An 18,610-nucleotide genomic window follows, 5' to 3' on the forward strand; every position below is an offset into this window, starting at 1 on the left:
GTCATTTAGCCTCTATTCTGGCCGAAGCCTGGATTTTTCATATGCAAGGTGCTGTGCGGCGCATGCCGCTCAGGGGTAACCCAGCACCTCGCGCAACTGCTGCAAATGGCGGCCAATCCACTGCCGGTCAATCGCTCCCCAGTCCTGTATACGGTAGTGCCCGGCATGGTTACGCGCCCCTGGCTGCTGTTCGAAAACGCAGGCGATGTCCAGGTCGGCCAGTGCGGCGATGGTGTCCTGGGCGGTGCGCCGCGGCATGCCGGTCGCCTCCATCAGGGCGGGCACGCTGGTCGCAGTCTGGCTGTCGATCAGCCAGGCCACGTACAGGCGGCGGTAGAAGCTGCTCTTGGTCTTGCTCACTTCCATGCTACGTGGTCCTTAACAGTTGCCTGGCAGTTCCCGGTACGTCAGGTAGATGCGCAGGTCGAGTTCCAGTTGGTGGTAGTCCGGCTCCATGTGCTGGCACAGCTGGTAGAAGGCCTTGTTATGGTCGCGCTCGCGCAGGTGCGCCAGTTCGTGCACCACGATCATGCGCAGAAACTGCGGCGCGGCTTCCTTGAACAGCGACGCGATGCGGATTTCCTTCTTGGCCTTGAGCTTGCCTCCCTGCACCCGCGACACCGCAGTGTTAAGGCCCAACGCCCGGTGGGTGAGGTCCAGGCGGTTGTCGAACAGCACCTTGTCCAGGGGTGGGGCGGTGCGCAGGTAGCGTTGGCGCAACTCCTGGGCATAGCCGTACAACGCCTTGTCATTTTGCACAGCGTGGCGGTCGGGGTAGCGCCGCTGCAGGTACTCGCCCAGGCGGTCAGTATCGATCATCTGCCGCACCTGTTGCTGCAGGTGCGGGGGGTAGGCTTGCAAGTAACGTAAGGCGTTCATGGCAACACAGTTGGCGAAACGAATGGCGATTCTAGCCAATCACGTCGCTGGCCAGGGGAAAATCGCCGGGAAGCTACCGGCGTCGGTGGCCGTCATCGGGTGCGCCACCAGAAAACCCTGCACATAGGCGCAGCCACTGGCCTTCAACCAATCAGCCTGGGCCTGGGTTTCCACGCCTTCGGCGATCACCGTTATGCCATAGTCGACGCACAGCCCCAGCACACTGCGCGCCAGCGCCGCATCCACCGCCGAATCCGGCAGGCGCGCCACCAAGTGCCGATCGAGCTTGAGGGTATCGATGGGCAAGTCACGCAGCATGCGCAGCGAGCAGTCGCCTGCGCCAAAGTCATCCAGGGCCACCCGCACACCCAGCGTGCGCAGCCGGTCGATCTGTTTTACAGCAGCGTCGATGTTGTACATCAGGGACGTTTCTGCCACTTCCACTTCCAGGTGTGCCGGTTGCAGCTGGTAACGCTGGATCACCCGCTCCAGCTCGTCCACCAGCCCAGGTGCGGCAAACTGAGCGCGGCTCAGGCTGATGCCAAGCACCAGGTCCTTGGGAAAATGCGCGTACCAGGCCTTGCGCTGGGCCGCACTCTGCCCGTAGATCCAGCTGGCCAGCCGATTAATCAGCCTAGCTTCCTCCAGCAGGGGTATGAACAGGCCCGGGGGGACGTCACCGACACTGGGGTGCTGCCAGCGCAGCAAGGCTTCGAAGCCACGCAGGCGGCCATCGGCGAACGCCACTTGCGGCTGGTAGACCAGGGTGAAGTCCTGCTGCTCGATGGCCGAGCGCACGCCGTCCTCCAGCATCAGCCGCGACCGCGCCCGCCCGTTGAGTTCCTCATCGTAGAAGCGGTATTGCTGGCGCCCCTGCTGCTTGGCCGCGTACATGGCCGCATCGCCAGCACGCAGCAGGCCTTCTACATTCGCCCCGCAGTCCGGGTACGTGGCGATGCCGATACTGACCCCAAGGCAAACATCCAGCCCATCCACCTGATGGCTGATGGAAATGCGTTCGAGCAAACGTTCAGCATAGCGCCCGGCCTGCTCCGGGTAGGGCAGGCCGTCGAACAAGGCCGTGAACTCGTCCCCCCCCATGCGCGCCAGCAGCGCCTCATTGCCCAGGCAGTCCTTGAGCTGGTCCGCCACCCAGCGCAGCACGCGGTCACCGGCATCGTGGCCGAGCGAGTCGTTGATGCGCTTGAAGCCGTCCAGGTCCATGTACATCAGTGCCTTGGCCCGGTCCGAGCGCTCGTTGCGCAGCAGCGCGCTTTCGGCAGCCTGGTAGAACCCGCGCCGGTTCAGCAGCCCGGTAAGCGGGTCGGTGATGGCCTGGTACTCAAGTTGCTGGTGCAGATTGTGCACCGCCGACATGTCTAGCACGGTCACCACCATGGCCTGCTGGTCAACTGGCAGTGGCGCGCACGACAAGGCGACCGGCAGCAGCTCACCGCCCAACCGGCGCAGCTGGGCATCGTGCACGCGGAAGATGCGCCGGGCCAGGTAGGCCTGGTAGAACTCCGACTCCTGCCACAACGTGGCGCTGGCCAGTTGCACCAGCCCCAACAGGTAGGCCCCCTGCAGTTGCTGCACCGGCGCCGAAAGCAGGCGGCAGATGGCGGGGTTGGCAAAGCGGATGATGCCTTGCTCGTCCACCACCAGAATGCCTTCGGCAGCGTTATCCAAAATGGACGCATTGAATGCCCGCGCCGCCTCCAGCTCGCGGGTCAGCCCCTGCAACATACGCCGGTTGCGTTGCTGGTCGAGCAGGGCCTGCACCTTGGGTTTGAGGATCTTGGGGTCAAATGGCTTGAACATGTAGTCCACAGCGCCGCTGGCGTAGCCCTTCAGCACCGCCTCCTCGGACTGCTCATTGGCGGTGAGGAATATGATCGGGGTGAAGCGCGTGCGATGGTTGCTGCGCATGAGGCGTGCGACTTCAAAGCCGTCCATCTCCGGCATGTGTACATCCAGCAAAACCAGGTCTACGTCGTTTGCCAACAGCGCGTTCAAGGCCTCCAGCCCGGAAGCGGCGGTCAGCACTTGCCAATCGTGACGGGCCAGCAGGGCCCGCATGCTGATGAGGTTCTCGGGGTAATCATCGACTACCAGAAGAACCGAGCTGCCATCCTGTGACAGGTGTTGGAGTTGAGCGCCATCCATGCTGCTTCTCTATTTTGTGACCGACTTCAAAAATACCGCCTGATCCAGTTGTACTCCAGACGCACGCCGATAGCACGCACTGCAATCAGAAAGCTATCACTCGTTGAGATCAAGGTAGACGAACGGCAGTCATCTCGCCGACATAATCCGCGCGCTGAAGCGCGGCATACCTTTTCTGGGGGCAAAAAAAACCCGCATCGCTGCGGGTTTTTCAATCGCCGGTGGCTTAGTTGACCTTGGCCACCAGTTCACCTTTGGCGTAGCGCTGGAACATGCCTTCCAGGGAGATCGGCTTGATCTTGGAGGCATGGCCGGCAGTGCCGAAGGCTTCGTAACGGGCGATGCACACGTCGCGCATGGCCTTCACGGTTTCGGCGAAGAACTTGCGAGGGTCGAATTCGCTTGGGTTGACCGCCATGTGGCGACGAATCGCACCGGTGGATGCCAAACGCAGGTCGGTGTCGATATTCACCTTGCGCACACCGTACTTGATGCCTTCGACGATCTCTTCGACCGGCACGCCGTAGGTTTCCTTGATGTCGCCGCCGTACTGGTTGATGATCGCCAGCCACTCCTGCGGTACCGAGGAAGAACCGTGCATCACCAGGTGGGTATTGGGGATGCGCTTGTGGATTTCCTTGATGCGGTCGATGGCCAGCACGTCACCGGTAGGCGGCTTGGTGAACTTGTAGGCGCCGTGGCTGGTGCCGATGGCGATGGCCAGGGCGTCTACCTGGGTTTTCTTGACGAAGTCGGCCGCTTCTTCCGGGTCGGTCAGCATCTGGCTGTGGTCCAGGACGCCTTCGGCACCGATGCCGTCTTCTTCACCGGCCATGCCGGTTTCCAGCGAGCCCAGGCAGCCCAGTTCGCCTTCAACCGATACGCCGCAGGCGTGGGCCATGGCAACGGTCTGCTGGGTGACGCGTACGTTGTACTCGTAGTCGGTCGGGGTTTTGCCGTCTTCGCCCAGCGAGCCGTCCATCATCACCGAGCTGAAGCCCAGCTGGATGGAACGCTGGCATACGTCGGGGCTGGTGCCGTGGTCCTGGTGCATGCACACCGGGATGTGCGGGAATTCTTCGATGGCCGCCAGGATCAGGTGGCGCAGGAAAGGCGCACCGGCGTACTTGCGAGCACCGGCGGAGGCCTGCACGATCACCGGGGAGTCGGTTTTATCGGCCGCTTCCATGATGGCGCGCATCTGCTCGAGGTTGTTGACGTTGAAAGCTGGTACGCCGTAACCGAACTCGGCGGCGTGGTCCAGCATCTGGCGCATGCTAATGAGTGCCATTGTGTATCTCTCTCCCGACAAGCGTCGTTGTTTCGTGCAAGCCTGCCGCAGGGGCGGTTGCTGTTCAAGTTATGTGGGCCACCTTGCGGCCCGGCCAGTCACGGTGCCTTGCAGCCCCGCCCAATCAGATCGTTGGTCGCCACCCAGTACACCAGGCCCTCATCACCCTTGGTGTGGAAGGCCAGCATGCCGTCACTGTACAGCGCACCCGAGGCACCCGGCTCGGCCTTCAGGCGGTAGACTTGGTCACCGCCACCCAGGCGGACATCCACCTGGTCCTGCTGCGGGTCGGCAAAGCGCCACAGCACTTCGGTTTGTGTATCGCAGACCCAGCGGGTCCAGTTGTCTGCCGGGGCAGGTTGCGCTGGCTTGAGCAGCGAGCAACCTGCCAGGGTTGCCAGGGCCGTTACGGCCAGAAACGCTTTCATTCTGTTTCCTCGGTTTGGGCTACCTTGCACCCCGTCAGCGCGCTTCGTTGCGTTGACAAGCCGGCTGCCACATAAAGCGCGTAAGCGGGCGGGCCCACTCACAAGACCACAAACCTGCCTTCAGGTTGCCAGGCACCCGATCAAGGGCAGCCTGGCGCCTTGCGCTGGTGTTCCTCGTCGTACTTTTCCAAACCGTCGGGGCCCACGCGCTTGCTGATCACCGGCACCGTCTCGGCTTGCCACTCGGACTGGTAGCAGCCGCCCTTGGGCGGCTGCGCCGGGTCGTCCTGCGACGCCGGGCTGCCAGCGCAGGCGCTCAGCAGGCCGGCCAACAGCATGACAGGCAATTGCTTGACCATGAGGCCACTCCCTTTGCCAGACGACGAAATCATCAAGCCTTGGCCCGCTCTTCCAGAATCGCCACGGCTGGCAGCACCTTGCCCTCGACGAACTCGAGGAACGCGCCGCCACCGGTGGAAATGTAGGAGATATCCTGGCTGACACCATACTTGTCGATGGCTGCCAGGGTATCACCGCCACCGGCAATGGAGAACGCAGCGCTGTCGGAGATGGCCTTGGCCAGCACGTGGGTGCCGTTGCCGAACTGGTCGAATTCGAACACCCCAACCGGGCCGTTCCACAACACGGTTTTCGACGACTTCAGCAGTTCGGCGAACTGGGCAGCCGTCTGCGGGCCGATGTCCAGGATCATGTCGTCGGCGGCGACGTCAGCAATGGCCTTGACGGTGGCTTCGGCGCTTTCAGCGAATTCCTTGGCGACCACCACGTCAACCGGCAGCGGCACGCTCACCTTCGCTGCGATGGCCTTGGCGGTTTCGACCAGGTCCGGCTCGTACAGCGACTTGCCCACCGGGTGCCCGGCAGCGGCCAGGAAGGTGTTGGCGATGCCGCCACCCACGATCAGCTGGTCGCATACGGTGCTCAGGCTGTTCAGCACGTCCAGCTTGGTGGACACCTTGGAGCCGGCGACGATGGCCGCCATCGGCTTGGCCGGGGCTTTCAGTGCCTTGCCCAGGGCATCTAGCTCTGCCGCCAGCAGCGGGCCGGCGGCGGCAACCTGGGCAAACTTGGCAACGCCATGGGTCGAGCCTTCGGCGCGGTGCGCGGTGCCGAACGCGTCCATGACGAACACATCGCACAGGGCAGCGTACTGCTGCGCCAGCTCGTCGGCGTTCTTTTTCTCGCCTTTGTTGAACCGCACGTTCTCGAACAGCACCAGGTCACCGGCATCGACCTGCACACCGTTCAGGTAATCGGCAACCAGCGGCACATCGCGGCCAAGGGCCTTGCTCAGGTAGTCGGCAACCGGCTTGAGGCTGTTCTCGGCAGAGAACTCGCCCTCGGTGGGGCGCCCCAGGTGGGAGCAGACCATGACCGCTGCGCCCTTCTCCAGGGCCAGCTTGATGGTCGGCAGTGCGGCCTGGATACGCGCGTCGCTGGTTACCACACCGTCCTTCACAGGCACGTTGAGGTCTTCGCGAATCAGTACGCGCTTACCTTTCAGGTCGAGGTCGGTCATCTTCAACACGGTCATGAATGCAGTCCTTCAGGGCTGTTTGTTGCGGGTTGGGTGAACGACGTGCAGGAAGTGGTCGGCAACGTCGAGCATACGGTTTGCAAACCCCCATTCGTTGTCGAACCAGGCCAGCAGGTTGACCAGCCGGGGGCCGGAAACGCGGGTCTGGCTGGCATCGACGATGGCCGAATGCGGGTCATGGTTGAAATCACAACTGGCGTGCGGCAGCTCGGTATAGGCCAGCAGGCCCTTGAGCGGGCCTTCCAGCGCGGCCTCGCGCAGCACCCTGTTGACCTCGGCCGCCGTAGTGTCGCGGGCGGTGTGCAGGGTGATGTCCAGGCACGACACGTTGACCGTGGGCACGCGTACCGCTTTGGCCTGGATTCGCCCGGCAAGTTCCGGTAGCAGGCGTTCGATACCGCGCGCCAAACCGGTGGACACCGGGATCACCGACTGGAAGGCCGAACGCGTGCGGCGCAAGTCTTCGTGGTGGTAGGCGTCGATCACAGGCTGGTCGTTCATCGCCGAGTGAATGGTGGTGATCTGCACGTACTCGATGCCAAACGCCTGGTCCAGTACCCGCAACAGCGGCACGCCACAGTTGGTGGTGCAGGAGGCATTGGACACCAGGCGTTCGCTGCCTGTCAGGCACGCCTGGTTGATGCCGTACACCACCGTGGCATCCACATCGGCCTCGCTGGCCATGGGCTGCGAGAACAACACGCGTGGCGCGCCGGCATCCAGAAAGCGCTGGCCATCGGCCCGGGTGTGGTAGGCGCCGGAGCATTCCAGCACCAGGTCGATGCCAAGGGCCGCCCAGTCGATGCCCTCTGGCGTGGCGCTGCGCATCACCTTCACGCAGTCGCCATTGATGTGCAGGCAATCGCCATCGACCCTGACCTCGCCGGGGAACCGGCCATGGGTGGAGTCGAAGCGAGTGAGGTATTCGAGGCTGGCCTGATCGGCCAGGTCGTTGAGCGCAACGATGTCGAAACCGGCCCGCGCCCCACGCTCGAACAGCGCGCGCAGAACACAACGGCCGATACGGCCGTAACCGTTGAGTGCAACTTTGTAGGGACGCAGGTGGGGCATTCGGGGCTCACGAGACAATGTTGTTTTCGTCAGCCTGCGGGCATTGCGGTGTGGCATTCGCTGGCAAGCCCGCCCCCACTGGATGCACATGCAACCCAGTGAGGGCGGGCTTGCCCGCCAATGCAGGCGACACCGCCCGCAGACCGTTACATCAGTCTTCCAGCAGTTCTTCGGCAGTACCCAGGATGTTTTCCACGGTGAAGCCGAATTCTTCGAACAGTGCCGACGCCGGGGCCGACTCACCATAGGTGGTCATGCCGATGACGCGGCCTTCCAGGCCCACGTACTTGTACCAGAAGTCCGCGTGGGCAGCCTCGATGGCAATGCGCGCACCCACTTCAAGCGGCAGTACGGACTGTTTGTAGGCGGCATCCTGGGCGTCGAACACGCTGGTGCAGGGCATGGATACCACGCGCGCCTTGCGGCCCTGCTCGGTCAGCTTGGCATGCGCCTGAACAGCCAGGCCCACTTCGGAACCGGTGGCGATCAGGATGACTTCCGGCTCGCCGGCGCAGTCCTTGAGCACGTAGCCGCCACGGCTGATATTGGCGATCTGCTGGGCGTCGCGCTCCTGGTGCTGCAGGTTCTGGCGCGAGAAGATCAGCGCCGATGGGCCGTCCTTGCGTTCCAGGGCGTTTTTCCAGCTGACTGCCGATTCCACGGCATCGGCGGGGCGCCAGGTGTCCAGGTTCGGGGTAGTGCGCAGGCTGGTGAGCTGCTCGATCGGCTGGTGGGTCGGGCCATCTTCGCCCAGGCCGATGGAGTCGTGGGTGTACACGTGGATAACACGCTGCTTCATCAGTGCGGACATGCGCACGGCGTTGCGGGCGTATTCCATGAACATCAGGAAGGTGGCGCCGTAAGGCACCAGGCCGCCGTGCAGGGCCACGCCGTTCATGATGGCGGTCATGCCGAACTCGCGTACGCCGTAGAACACGTAGTTGCCGCTGGCATCGGCCGCTTCCACACCTTTGCAACCCTTCCACAGGGTCAGGTTGGAGCCGGCCAGGTCAGCCGAGCCGCCGAGGAATTCCGGCAGCAGCGGGCCGAAGGCATTCAGTGCATTCTGGCTGGCCTTGCGGCTGGCGATGGTTTCACCCTTGGCCGCCACTTCGTTGACGTAGGCCTGGGCCTTCTCGCTGAAGTCGGCTGGCAGTTCGCCGGCGCTGCGGCGCTTGAATTCGGCTGCCAGCTCCGGGTAGGCCTTGGCGTAGGCGTCGAAGCGCTGGTTCCACTCGGCTTCCACCTTGGCACCATTGGCCTTGGCGTCCCACTCGGCATAAATGTCGGCCGGGATTTCGAACGGGCCGTGGTTCCAGTTCAGGGCCTGGCGGGTCAGGGCGATTTCGTCGTTGCCCAGCGGCGCACCGTGGGATTCTTCCTTGCCCTGCTTGTTCGGCGAACCGAAGCCGATGGTGGTTTTGCAGCAGATGAGGGTCGGGCGGTCGCTTTTGCGCGCCGTCTCGATGGCCATCTTGATTTCTTCGGCATCGTGGCCGTTGACGTTGCGGATCACCTGCCAGTTGTAGGCTTCGAAACGGGCCGGGGTGTTGTCGGTGAACCAGCCGTGCACTTCGCCGTCGATGGAAATGCCGTTGTCATCATAGAAGGCGATGAGCTTGTTCAGGCCCAGGGTGCCGGCCAGCGACGCCACTTCGTGGGAGATGCCTTCCATCATGCAGCCGTCGCCCATGAACACATAGGTGTTGTGGTCAACGATGGTATGGCCGTCACGGTTGAACTGCGCGGCCATGACTTTTTCAGCCAGGGCGAAGCCTACGGCGTTGGCAATACCCTGGCCCAGTGGGCCGGTGGTGGTTTCAACGCCTGGGGTGTAGCCGTATTCCGGGTGACCCGGGGTGCGGCTGTGCAGTTGACGGAAACCCTTGAGGTCGTCGATCGACAGGTCGTAGCCGGTCAGGTGCAGCAGCGAATAGACAAGCATCGAGCCATGGCCGTTGGACAGCACGAAGCGGTCACGGTCGGCGAACTTGGGGTTGCTCGGGTTGTGCTTGAGGTAGTCGCGCCAAAGTACTTCGGCGATATCCGCCATGCCCATGGGGGCACCTGGGTGGCCGCTGTTGGCCTTTTGCACGGCATCCATGCTGAGGGCACGAATGGCGTTGGCACGTTCACGACGGCTGGGCATCGCTGATCTCCTGGGGGCTTGAATAGGGAGTGACACAAGAAAGGCAGCCATTTTCGCCCACTGGGGGGGCTTGGGGCAACTTTAAAGCTGCAAGCGGCAAGCTTTAAGCTGCAAGCGATGAAGCAGAGCCCGGTTCAGGCCACTCTCAAGCTTGCAGCTTGCAGCTTGAAGCTTGCAGCTTGCCCCAATATCAAAACTTTTTGATATTGGCCTTGCTAGGGCAGCGCTGCCTGTCTAGACTGCCGCACCATGAATGTCCCCGCGCACGCCATCCCGGAACAACGCGAAACACTGGCCGCCCTGTGCAAGGCCAGTGGCGATGAGCTGCGCCTGAATGTGCTGCGGGCACTGGCCAACGACTCCTTCGGCGTGCTGGAACTGGCGCAGATCTTCGGCATAGGCCAGTCGGGCATGAGCCACCACCTCAAGGTGCTGGCCCAGGCCGACCTGGTGGCCACCCGTCGCGAAGGCAATGCCATCTTCTATCGCCGCGCCCTGCCCGACAGCCTGCGCCTGGGCGGGCGCCTGCATGCGGCGTTGCTCGACGAGGTCGATGACCTGGCCCTGCCCGCCGATGTTCAGGCGCGTATTGCCCAGGTGCAGCAGCGCCGCGCCGCCACCAGCCAGGACTTTTTCCTGCGCGTGGAAGAAAAATTCCGTGCCCAGCAAGACCTGATCGCAGGGCTGCCGCAATACCGCGAGAGCCTCCTGGCGCTGCTCGACAAGCTGCACTTCCAACCCGGTGCCAGCGCCCTGGAAGTCGGCCCCGGCGATGGCGGGTTTCTCCCCGACCTGGCACGGCGCTTCGCCCAGGTCACGGCACTGGACAACAGCCCGACCATGCTCGAACTGGCGCGCCAGGTGTGCCAGCGCGAAGGGCTGGGTAACGTAAACCTGCAGTTGGCCGATGCACTGTGTGCAACGGATGTGGCCGCCGACTGCGTTGTGCTGAACATGGTGCTGCACCACTTCAGCGACCCGGCCCTGGCGTTGCGCCAGCTGGCCAAGCGGGTGAAGGCAGGCGGCAGCCTGCTGGTCACCGAGCTGTGCAGCCATGACCAGGGGTGGGCGCGCGAAGCCTGCGGCGACCTGTGGCTTGGCTTCGAACAGGACGACCTGGCCCGCTGGGCCCATGCAGCCGGGCTGGCACACGCAGACAGCCTGTACGTAGGCCTGCGCAACGGTTTCCAGATCCAGGTTCGTCATTTCCAGCGGACGGCTGGCGACATACACCATCGGTAAATTTCAGGAACCCTCGAGATGAGCGAATACTCCCTTTTCACCTCCGAGTCCGTGTCCGAAGGGCATCCGGACAAGATCGCCGACCAGATTTCGGACGCCGTTCTGGACGCGATCATCGCCCAGGACAAATACGCCCGCGTAGCCTGTGAAACGCTGGTAAAAACCGGCGTGGCGATCATCGCCGGCGAAGTGACCACCTCGGCCTGGGTCGACCTCGAGGACCTGGTGCGCAAGGTCATCATCGACATCGGCTACAACAGCTCCGACGTGGGCTTCGACGGTGCCACCTGCGCGGTGATGAACATCATCGGCAAGCAGTCGGTGGACATCGCCCAGGGCGTGGACCGCTCCAAGCCTGAAGACCAGGGTGCTGGCGACCAGGGCCTGATGTTCGGCTATGCCAGCAATGAAACCGAGGTGCTGATGCCGGCGCCTATCTGCTTCTCGCACCGTCTGGTAGAGCGCCAGGCCGAAGCGCGCAAGTCTGGCCTGCTGCCGTGGCTGCGCCCGGACGCCAAGTCCCAGGTCACCTGCCGCTACGAAAACGGGAAGGTGGTGGGCATCGACGCCGTGGTGCTGTCGACCCAGCACAACCCTGAGGTGTCGCAGAAAGACCTGCAGGAAGCGGTGATGGAGCTGATCGTCAAGCACACCCTGCCGGCCGAACTGCTGCACAAGGGTACCCAATACCACATCAACCCCACCGGCAACTTCATCATCGGTGGCCCGGTGGGTGACTGCGGCCTGACCGGGCGCAAGATCATCGTCGACTCCTATGGCGGCATGGCCCGCCACGGTGGTGGCGCGTTCTCCGGCAAGGACCCATCCAAGGTCGACCGTTCCGCCGCCTACGCCGGCCGCTACGTGGCCAAGAACATCGTGGCGGCCGGGCTGGCCGAGCGCTGCGAGATTCAGGTGTCCTACGCCATCGGCGTGGCGCAACCGACGTCGATCTCGATCAACACCTTCGGTACCGGCAAGGTATCGGACGACAAGATCATCCAGCTGGTGCGCGAGTGCTTCGACCTGCGCCCGTACGCCATCACCACCATGCTCGACCTGCTGCACCCCATGTACCAGGAAACCGCTGCCTACGGCCACTTCGGCCGCACCCCGCAGCAGAAGACTGTCGGCGACGACACCTTCACCACCTTCACCTGGGAACGCACCGACCGCGCCCAGTCGCTGCGTGACGCTGCCGGCCTGTAACCGATCGTTGGCGAACATCAGGGCCCCTGCCGAGCGATCGGCAGGGGCTTTTTTTGTGAGCCCCAAGGCGCAAGAATCCAGCGCCCCTACCTCGGGGCAATGAATTCTTACCAATTTCCCTGTCGGAAAAACCCGATAGTTGCAGTGAAATTTCCGGTTAGGGTTTCTTAATCCGCAAAACCAAGGCAGGATTTCCGTCTTACTTTTTCGCTACTACGCCCCGTCCTGGAGGCTTTTCATGAAACGCGCTTCAACTTTCATCCTGCTCGCCACCCTTGGCCTGGCCGCCAGCAACCTGCAGGCAGCCCAGCCCGATGCAGGCCTGACCGGTTGCGCCGCCAAGCGCAGCGCCATCGAGAACCAGTTGAAGATCGCCCGCGACCAAGGCAACAGCGGCCAGGTTGCCGGGCTGGAAGAAGCACTGCGCGGCGTTGCCAACTGCACCGACGCCAGCCTGCGCAAAGAGCGTGAGCAAAAGGTGCTCGATGCACGCCACGAAGTGGCCCAGCGGGAAAAAGACCTGAAAAAAGCCGAGAAAAAGGGCGACGCAGAAAAGATCAACAAGCGTAAAGACAAGTTGGCCGAGTCGCGCAAAGAACTGCAGGAAGCGGTAGACGACCTGGACCGCTGACAGCGGGCGACGCCAGCATGCGCCGCCCGCCCAGGCCCCTGAGCAGGCGCGGGCAATCAGTGGTTACGAAACTCGGTATGACAGGCCTTGCACGCCGCCTCCACCCTGTCCATCGGCGCTTTGAGCGGCGCTGCTTCCAGGGGCTGGGCGCGGGTAACGGCCACCAGTTCGCCAGTGGCGTGTTCCAACTGCCTTGCCAAGTCGTGGAAACGCGCCTGGCGCTCCCACACCTCGGCCCGGGCGCTGCTGTCAGCGGCATCGTCGCGCGCCTGCGGGAAGTGCTGCCACGGCTTGTGGGCCAGTTCATCCAGCTGCACCGCGCCGGCAGCGAATTTTTCGCTGTTGAACGGCAAGCGCCCCCTCAGCATGCCGCCCAGGTCTTCGCTGGTCTTCATCATGTCCTTGAAAATGACCTTGCGCTGGCCCAGCGGCGAGTTCGGGTCAACCCGATCGCAACCGCCCATGGCCAGGGTTACCAGCACTACTACCGTCAATCGCTTGTACATCACGCTCACTTCGGCCTCGGCAAATGGGCGTGCAGTATCGCGTTGCCAGGCACAAACACCAATAGCCACATGAAAAACAGGGCGAATATTCATGTTCGCCCTCTCTAGGAATGCAACCCATGACACATGCCCTGCGCCACCTGGCCTGGACGCTCCCGGTACTGGCCCTGCTGGCCGGTTGCAATGGCGGCGACAACGCAAAACCCGAACCCCACGCCGTCGCCACCTACGCCCCGGCCACTTGGCAAGACCTGCCTGCCGTCAGTGATGAAGACTTGCTGGCGGGCTTTTATGCCTGGCGCAGTGGCTGTGAAAAACTCAGGCGTGACCCGGTGTGGGCAGCCACCTGCGAAGCCGCCGGCAGCGACAGCGCAAGCGCTGCCCAGGTGCGTACATTCCTTGAGCAGAACCTGCAGGTGTATGGCTTGCGCTCTGCCGAAAACAGCGCCACCGGCCTGATCACCGGCTACTACGAGCCTGTCTACCCCGGTAGCCTGAGCCCGTCGGCCACCAACCATGTGGCTGTTTATGGGCCGCCGGACGACATGATCGTGGTGGACCTGGCCAGCATCTACCCCGAGCTCAAGGGCAAGCGCCTGCGCGGGCGCCTGGACGGCCGGGTACTCAAGCCCTACGACACCGCCGAGGTGATCAACCGGGACGGCGTGAAAGCACCGGTACTGGCCTGGCTCACCGACCCGATGGACCTGCAGTTCCTGCAGATACAGGGTTCCGGCAGGGTGCAACTGGAGGATGGCCGCCAGCTGCGCCTGGGCTATGCCGACCAGAACGGCCACCCCTACCGCCCCATTGGCCGCTGGCTGGTGGAACAGGGCCAGTTGAAAAAGGAAGACGTGAGCATGGGCGCCATCCATGCATGGGCCCAGGCCAACCCGCAGCGTGTGCCTGAACTGCTGGCCAGCAACCCCAGCTACGTGTTTTTCAGCACCCGCCCGGACAGCAATGAAGGCCCGCGCGGCTCGCTGAACGTGCCGTTGACTGCAGGGTACAGCGTGGCCATCGACCGCAAGGTGATCCCCCTGGGCAGCCTGCTGTGGCTATCCACCACACGCCCTGACGGCACCCCCGTGGTACGGCCGGTGGGCGCCCAGGATACCGGCGGGGCCATCACCGGCGAAGTACGCGCAGACCTGTTCTGGGGGACCGGGCCAGCGGCAGGCGAGCTGGCCGGCAACATGAAGCAGCAAGGGCAGATCTGGATGCTGTGGCCCAAAGGCATGCCATTGCCAGAAGTACCCAAGGTGCCGTGACACCCACCGCGCCTGGCGTCAGGCAGAGACCACGAAAAACGCCACGATGATCGCCAGGCCCGCGAACCACACCAGCGAACGCAATATTGCCCAGTCGGCCAGGTAGCAGATGATGTAGAGCAAGCGGCTGGTGATGTACATCACCCCCAGCACGTCCTGGGTGACCTGCTCGGCATTGCCGACGATGTCAGCCACCAGCACCGCGGCGGCGAACGCCGGAAACGCCTCGTAGCCGTTCTGCTGCGCGGCGTGCGCGCGGCGCGGCAGGCCGGACAGGGTGTCGAGGAAGGCACGCGGGTCATGGTTGTGCTTCGCGCCGAAACGGCCACTGGCAAGTTTGGCGATCAGCGCGCAGAGCGGCGGCAGGATCATCGCGATCAGGATGCACCACAGGGCAACGGTCATGGACAGGGTTCCTCGTTCAGTTGTCGGTTCAGAGCTTCATCACCAGCTTGCGGGCCAGCACCCGCCCGCAAGCTAGGAGTCCCGGCCCGCTAAAAGGTTCTTCGAGGCAGCCCGTGTCCTCACGCTTGCACAGCCGATGACCATAGAGCAATGGGGCCACGGCCTGGAACGTTTTCCAGCAATCCGGTCAAACCCTGTGTCCCGAACCCCTCGCCAGGTCATCAAAGAACTGCCCGAGCTATTCGGGTAAAGACTTGGAAGCCACTTTTACAGGAATTGGGATGCTCGAATTAGTTGCCGCGTTTATCTGCCTGACCACCCTGCTTACGTACGTCAATTATCGTTTCATCGGCCTGCCCCCCGCCATCGGCGTGATGGTGACGGCGCTGCTGTTCTCACTGCTGCTGCAGGGCCTGAGCCTCATCGGCTTCCCTGGCCTGGAAGCCCGCGTCGAAGGGCTGATGAACCAGATCGACTTCAATGACCTGCTGATGCACTGGATGCTGGCGTTTCTGCTGTTTGCCGGCGCCCTGCACGTCAACCTCTCCGACCTGCGCAACTACCGCTGGCCCATCGGCCTGCTGGCCACCGTCGGCGTGCTGATCGCCACCGTGGTGATCGGCTACCTGTCACACTGGGTGTTCGCCCTGTTCGGCTGGCAGGTACCGCTGATCTACTGCCTGCTGTTCGGTGCACTGATCTCCCCCACAGACCCTATCGCCGTGCTGGGTGCGCTGCGTACCGCCAATGCACCCAAGCCGCTCAAGACCACCATCGTGGGCGAGTCGCTGTTCAACGACGGCACGGCCGTGGTGGTGTTCACCGTGCTGCTGGGCATCATTCAGCTGGGCGAAACGCCGAGCATGGGCGACACGGCGATCCTGTTCGCCCGCGAGGCCATCGGCGGCGTGCTGTTCGGCGGCCTGATCGGCTACGCCACTTACCGCATGATCAAGAGCGTCGAGCAGTACCAGGTGGAGGTGATGCTGACCCTGGCGCTGGTGATTGGCGGCTCGGCCATGTGCTACGAACTGCACGTGTCGGCACCGATCGCCATGGTGGTCGCGGGCCTGATCATCGGCAACCTGGGGCGCAACCTGGCGATGAACGACATGACCCGCCGCTACATGGACGGCTTCTGGGAACTGATCGACGACATGCTCAATGCGCTGCTGTTCGCCCTGATCGGCCTGGAGCTGCTGCTGTTGCCGTTCAACTGGATGCACCTGGCGGCTGGCAGCGTGCTGGCACTGGCGGTGCTGCTGTCGCGGCTGCTCACCGTGGCACCGGCGATCGTCCTGCTGCGCCGCTGGCGCCCGGTACCCAAGGGCACGGTGCGGGTGCTGACCTGGGGCGGCCTGCGCGGCGGGGTATCCGTGGCCCTGGCGCTGTCGCTGCCGCTGGGCGAGGAACGTGACCTGCTGCTGTCGATTACCTACATCGTGGTGTTGTCGTCGATTCTGGTGCAGGGGTTGAGCATCGGGCGCGTGGTGCGCAAAGTCAGCGCGCAGCCCTGACCTGACCTGACCTGACCTGACCTGACCTGACCTGAAGAACATCGCCGGCTTGCCGGCGATGTACAGCTATTCCACCGCAGAGTCGGGGAACTGGTCCTGCACGTACTTGATCTCGGTACGCCCGTGCGCCGCCGGCAGGCCATCTTCGCCCAGGTTCACGAACACCATGCGCTCGACCGTGAGGATGCTCTTGCGGGTGATCTTGTTGCGCACTTCGCAGCGCAGGGTGATGGAGGTACGGCCAAACTCGGTGGCGGTGATGCCCAGCTCGATGATGTCACCCTTGCGCGAGGCGCTGACGAAGTTGATCTCCGACATGTACTTGGTCACCACCCGCTGGTTACCCAGCTGGACGATGGCGTAGATCGCGGCCTCTTCGTCGATCCAGCGCAGCAGGCTGCCGCCGAACAAGGTGCCATTAGGGTTGAGGTCTTCGGGTTTAACCCACTTGCGGGTGTGAAAGTTCATCTGTACTCCTGAACACACTGGCTTACGTGCAGCCATCATGGCAGAGCGGCCGGCGCCGCTCCATTGAACATCGACTATCGTCTCGATTAATCGACAGAAAACCTTGGGGATGGTGCCGCTCGCGGCTATAATCGTCGCCGTTTCACATGGCTGCCCACAGCGGGGCCATGCCCGCCACCTGTCCGAGGGGCGCTGCAGCAGGCTAGGCCTGTCAGGCTCGGATGGGGCGTTGTCCGCTCCTGCGGACGCTCAACGCACAACGGCGCCCATTCGCACACTACGAATGGAGGCTCTTGATGAGCGCTGCAAACATGCCTGCTGGTTTCACCGACTACAAAGTCGCCGACATCTCCCTGGCCGCCTGGGGCCGTCGCGAAACCATCATCGCCGAATCGGAAATGCCTGCACTGATGGGCCTGCGCCGCAAATACCAGGCCGAACAGCCGCTCAAGGGCGCGAAGATCCTGGGCTGCATCCACATGACCATCCAGACCGCCGTGCTGATCGAAACCCTGGTCGCCCTGGGTGCCGAAGTGCGCTGGTCGTCCTGCAACATCTTCTCCACCCAGGACCAGGCCGCCGCGTCCATCGCCGCCGCCGGCATCCCTGTGTTCGCCTGGAAAGGCGAAACCGAGCAGGAATACGAGTGGTGCCTGGAGCAGACCATCCTCAAGGATGGCCAGCCATGGGACGCCAACATGGTGCTCGATGACGGTGGCGACCTCACCGAACTGCTGCACAAGAAGTACCCGCAAGTGCTCGAGCGCGTCCACGGCGTGACCGAAGAGACCACCACCGGCGTGCACCGCCTGCTGGACATGCTGGCCAAAGGCGAGCTGAAAGTGCCGGCCATCAACGTCAACGACTCGGTCACCAAGAGCAAGAACGACAACAAGTACGGCTGCCGTCACAGCCTGAACGATGCCATCAAGCGCGGCACCGACCACCTGCTGTCGGGCAAGCAGGCGCTGGTCATCGGCTACGGTGACGTGGGCAAGGGTTCGGCGCAGTCGCTGCGCCAGGAAGGCATGATCGTCAAGGTCACCGAAGTGGACCCGATCTGCGCCATGCAGGCCTGCATGGATGGCTTCGAGCTGGTTTCGCCGTTCATCGACGGTATCAACGATGGCACCGAAGCCAGCATCGACAAGGCCCTGCTGGGCAAGATCGACCTGATCGTCACCACCACCGGTAACGTCAACGTCTGCGATGCCAACATGCTCAAGGCCCTGAAGAAGCGTGCTGTGGTGTGCAACATCGGTCACTTCGACAACGAAATCGACACCGCTTTCATGCGCAAGAACTGGGCCTGGGAAGAGGTCAAGCCGCAGGTGCACAAGATCCACCGCACCGGCGCTGGCAACTTCGACCCGCAGAACGATGACTACCTGATCCTGCTGGCCGAAGGCCGCCTGGTGAACCTGGGCAACGCTACCGGTCACCCAAGCCGCATCATGGATGGCTCGTTCGCCAACCAGGTACTGGCACAGATCTTCCTGTTCGAGCAGAAGTACGCCGACCTCTCGGCCGAGAAAAAGGCCGAGCGCCTGACAGTTGAAGTACTGCCGAAAAAGCTGGACGAAGAAGTGGCCCTGGAAATGGTCCGTGGCTTCGGCGGCGTGCTGACCCAGCTGACCAAGCAACAGGCCGACTACATCGGCGTCACCGTCGAAGGCCCATTCAAGCCTGATGCTTACCGGTATTAAGCGGCAAGCTTGAAGCTTCAAGCGGCAAGTAAAGGCAGACCGTGCCGTTGCAGCTTGCAGCTTAAAGATTGACGAACGATGCCCAAGCCAGATCGGCCATAACCGATCTGGCT

General features: G+C 63.1%; 18 protein-coding genes and 1 riboswitch. Of the genes, 6 read left to right on the forward strand and 12 right to left on the reverse strand.

From position 1 onward, the window contains the following. Positions 1-69: 69 nt before the first annotated feature. The 9 genes from PPA02S_RS15210 to tkt all read right to left on the reverse strand — a co-directional run bounded on the left by PPA02S_RS15210 (position 70) and on the right by tkt (position 9,542). Entirely contained in the window at positions 70-366 is a 297-nt protein-coding gene (locus PPA02S_RS15210) for a winged helix-turn-helix domain-containing protein (RefSeq protein ID WP_028631892.1), read from the reverse strand. A gap of 12 nt (positions 367-378) precedes the next feature. Further along, the gene (locus PPA02S_RS15215; RefSeq protein WP_028631893.1) at positions 379-879 is read right to left on the reverse strand and encodes a M48 metallopeptidase family protein; all 501 of its coding nucleotides are present in this window, start codon (positions 877-879) and stop codon (positions 379-381) included. A gap of 39 nt (positions 880-918) precedes the next feature. Further along, positions 919-3,045, reverse strand: coding sequence for a putative bifunctional diguanylate cyclase/phosphodiesterase (locus PPA02S_RS15220; protein ID WP_028631894.1), 2,127 nt, complete (start codon positions 3,043-3,045; stop codon positions 919-921). A 226-nt stretch (positions 3,046-3,271) separates the two neighbouring features. Continuing rightward, positions 3,272-4,336, reverse strand: coding sequence for a class II fructose-bisphosphate aldolase (gene fba, locus PPA02S_RS15225; protein ID WP_028631895.1), 1,065 nt, complete (start codon positions 4,334-4,336; stop codon positions 3,272-3,274). Between the two features lie 98 nt (positions 4,337-4,434). Continuing rightward, positions 4,435-4,764, reverse strand: coding sequence for an MliC family protein (locus tag PPA02S_RS15230; RefSeq protein WP_028631896.1), 330 nt, complete (start codon positions 4,762-4,764; stop codon positions 4,435-4,437). Positions 4,765-4,904: 140 nt separating this feature from the next. Further along, positions 4,905-5,156, reverse strand: coding sequence for a hypothetical protein (locus PPA02S_RS15235; protein ID WP_028631897.1), 252 nt, complete (start codon positions 5,154-5,156; stop codon positions 4,905-4,907). Next, on the reverse strand, positions 5,156-6,319 hold the full coding sequence (locus PPA02S_RS15240) for a phosphoglycerate kinase (protein WP_028631898.1): 1,164 nt from the start codon (positions 6,317-6,319) through the stop codon (positions 5,156-5,158). Before PPA02S_RS15240 ends, PPA02S_RS15235 begins: the two co-directional genes overlap by 1 nt. Positions 6,320-6,331: 12 nt before the next feature. Beyond that, entirely contained in the window at positions 6,332-7,393 is a 1,062-nt protein-coding gene (gene epd / locus PPA02S_RS15245; RefSeq protein WP_028631899.1) for an erythrose-4-phosphate dehydrogenase, read from the reverse strand. Between the two features lie 151 nt (positions 7,394-7,544). Continuing rightward, positions 7,545-9,542, reverse strand: coding sequence for a transketolase (gene tkt, locus PPA02S_RS15250; protein WP_028631900.1), 1,998 nt, complete (start codon positions 9,540-9,542; stop codon positions 7,545-7,547). A 249-nt stretch (positions 9,543-9,791) separates the two neighbouring features. Here tkt and PPA02S_RS15255 point away from each other — a divergent pair, with 249 nt between their 5' ends. The 3 genes from PPA02S_RS15255 to PPA02S_RS15265 all read left to right on the forward strand — a co-directional run bounded on the left by PPA02S_RS15255 (position 9,792) and on the right by PPA02S_RS15265 (position 12,624). After that, positions 9,792-10,784 carry an ArsR/SmtB family transcription factor gene (locus tag PPA02S_RS15255; protein ID WP_028631901.1) on the forward strand — a complete coding sequence of 331 codons (993 nt, stop codon included), beginning with the start codon at positions 9,792-9,794 and terminating at the stop codon, positions 10,782-10,784. Between the two features lie 18 nt (positions 10,785-10,802). Then, the gene (metK, locus tag PPA02S_RS15260; protein WP_003249375.1) at positions 10,803-11,993 is read left to right on the forward strand and encodes a methionine adenosyltransferase; all 1,191 of its coding nucleotides are present in this window, start codon (positions 10,803-10,805) and stop codon (positions 11,991-11,993) included. A 238-nt stretch (positions 11,994-12,231) separates the two neighbouring features. Beyond that, complete coding sequence (locus PPA02S_RS15265) at positions 12,232-12,624, forward strand: DUF1090 domain-containing protein (RefSeq protein WP_028631902.1); 393 nt, start codon at positions 12,232-12,234, stop codon at positions 12,622-12,624. A 56-nt stretch (positions 12,625-12,680) separates the two neighbouring features. Here the strand turns inward: PPA02S_RS15265 and PPA02S_RS15270 are convergent, their stop codons facing one another. Further along, positions 12,681-13,130: a c-type cytochrome gene (locus PPA02S_RS15270; protein WP_028631903.1), complete on the reverse strand. Its 450-nt coding sequence runs from the start codon at positions 13,128-13,130 to the stop codon at positions 12,681-12,683. A 119-nt stretch (positions 13,131-13,249) separates the two neighbouring features. On the opposite strand from PPA02S_RS15270, the gene mltA reads away from it, so the two are divergent. Next, on the forward strand, positions 13,250-14,401 hold the full coding sequence (mltA, locus tag PPA02S_RS15275; RefSeq protein WP_028631904.1) for a murein transglycosylase A: 1,152 nt from the start codon (positions 13,250-13,252) through the stop codon (positions 14,399-14,401). Between the two features lie 18 nt (positions 14,402-14,419). On the opposite strand, the gene PPA02S_RS15280 is transcribed toward mltA, so the two are convergent. After that, positions 14,420-14,806, reverse strand: coding sequence for an MAPEG family protein (locus tag PPA02S_RS15280; RefSeq protein WP_028631905.1), 387 nt, complete (start codon positions 14,804-14,806; stop codon positions 14,420-14,422). A gap of 281 nt (positions 14,807-15,087) precedes the next feature. On the opposite strand from PPA02S_RS15280, the gene PPA02S_RS15285 reads away from it, so the two are divergent. Further along, positions 15,088-16,323: a cation:proton antiporter gene (locus tag PPA02S_RS15285; protein WP_028631906.1), complete on the forward strand. Its 1,236-nt coding sequence runs from the start codon at positions 15,088-15,090 to the stop codon at positions 16,321-16,323. Positions 16,324-16,389: 66 nt separating this feature from the next. Here PPA02S_RS15285 and PPA02S_RS15290 read toward each other — a convergent pair whose 3' ends face one another. Continuing rightward, complete coding sequence (locus PPA02S_RS15290; protein ID WP_028631907.1) at positions 16,390-16,791, reverse strand: acyl-CoA thioesterase; 402 nt, start codon at positions 16,789-16,791, stop codon at positions 16,390-16,392. Between the two features lie 178 nt (positions 16,792-16,969). Then, a riboswitch (S-adenosyl-L-homocysteine riboswitch) is annotated at positions 16,970-17,066 on the forward strand. 21 nt (positions 17,067-17,087) lie between these two features. Between PPA02S_RS15290 and ahcY the strand changes: the two genes are divergently transcribed. Beyond that, complete coding sequence (ahcY, locus tag PPA02S_RS15295) at positions 17,088-18,497, forward strand: adenosylhomocysteinase (RefSeq protein WP_028631908.1); 1,410 nt, start codon at positions 17,088-17,090, stop codon at positions 18,495-18,497. Positions 18,498-18,610: the final 113 nt, after the last annotated feature.

This window comes from Pseudomonas parafulva NBRC 16636 = DSM 17004, assembly GCF_000730645.1.
Lineage (GTDB): Bacteria > Pseudomonadota > Gammaproteobacteria > Pseudomonadales > Pseudomonadaceae > Aquipseudomonas > Aquipseudomonas parafulva.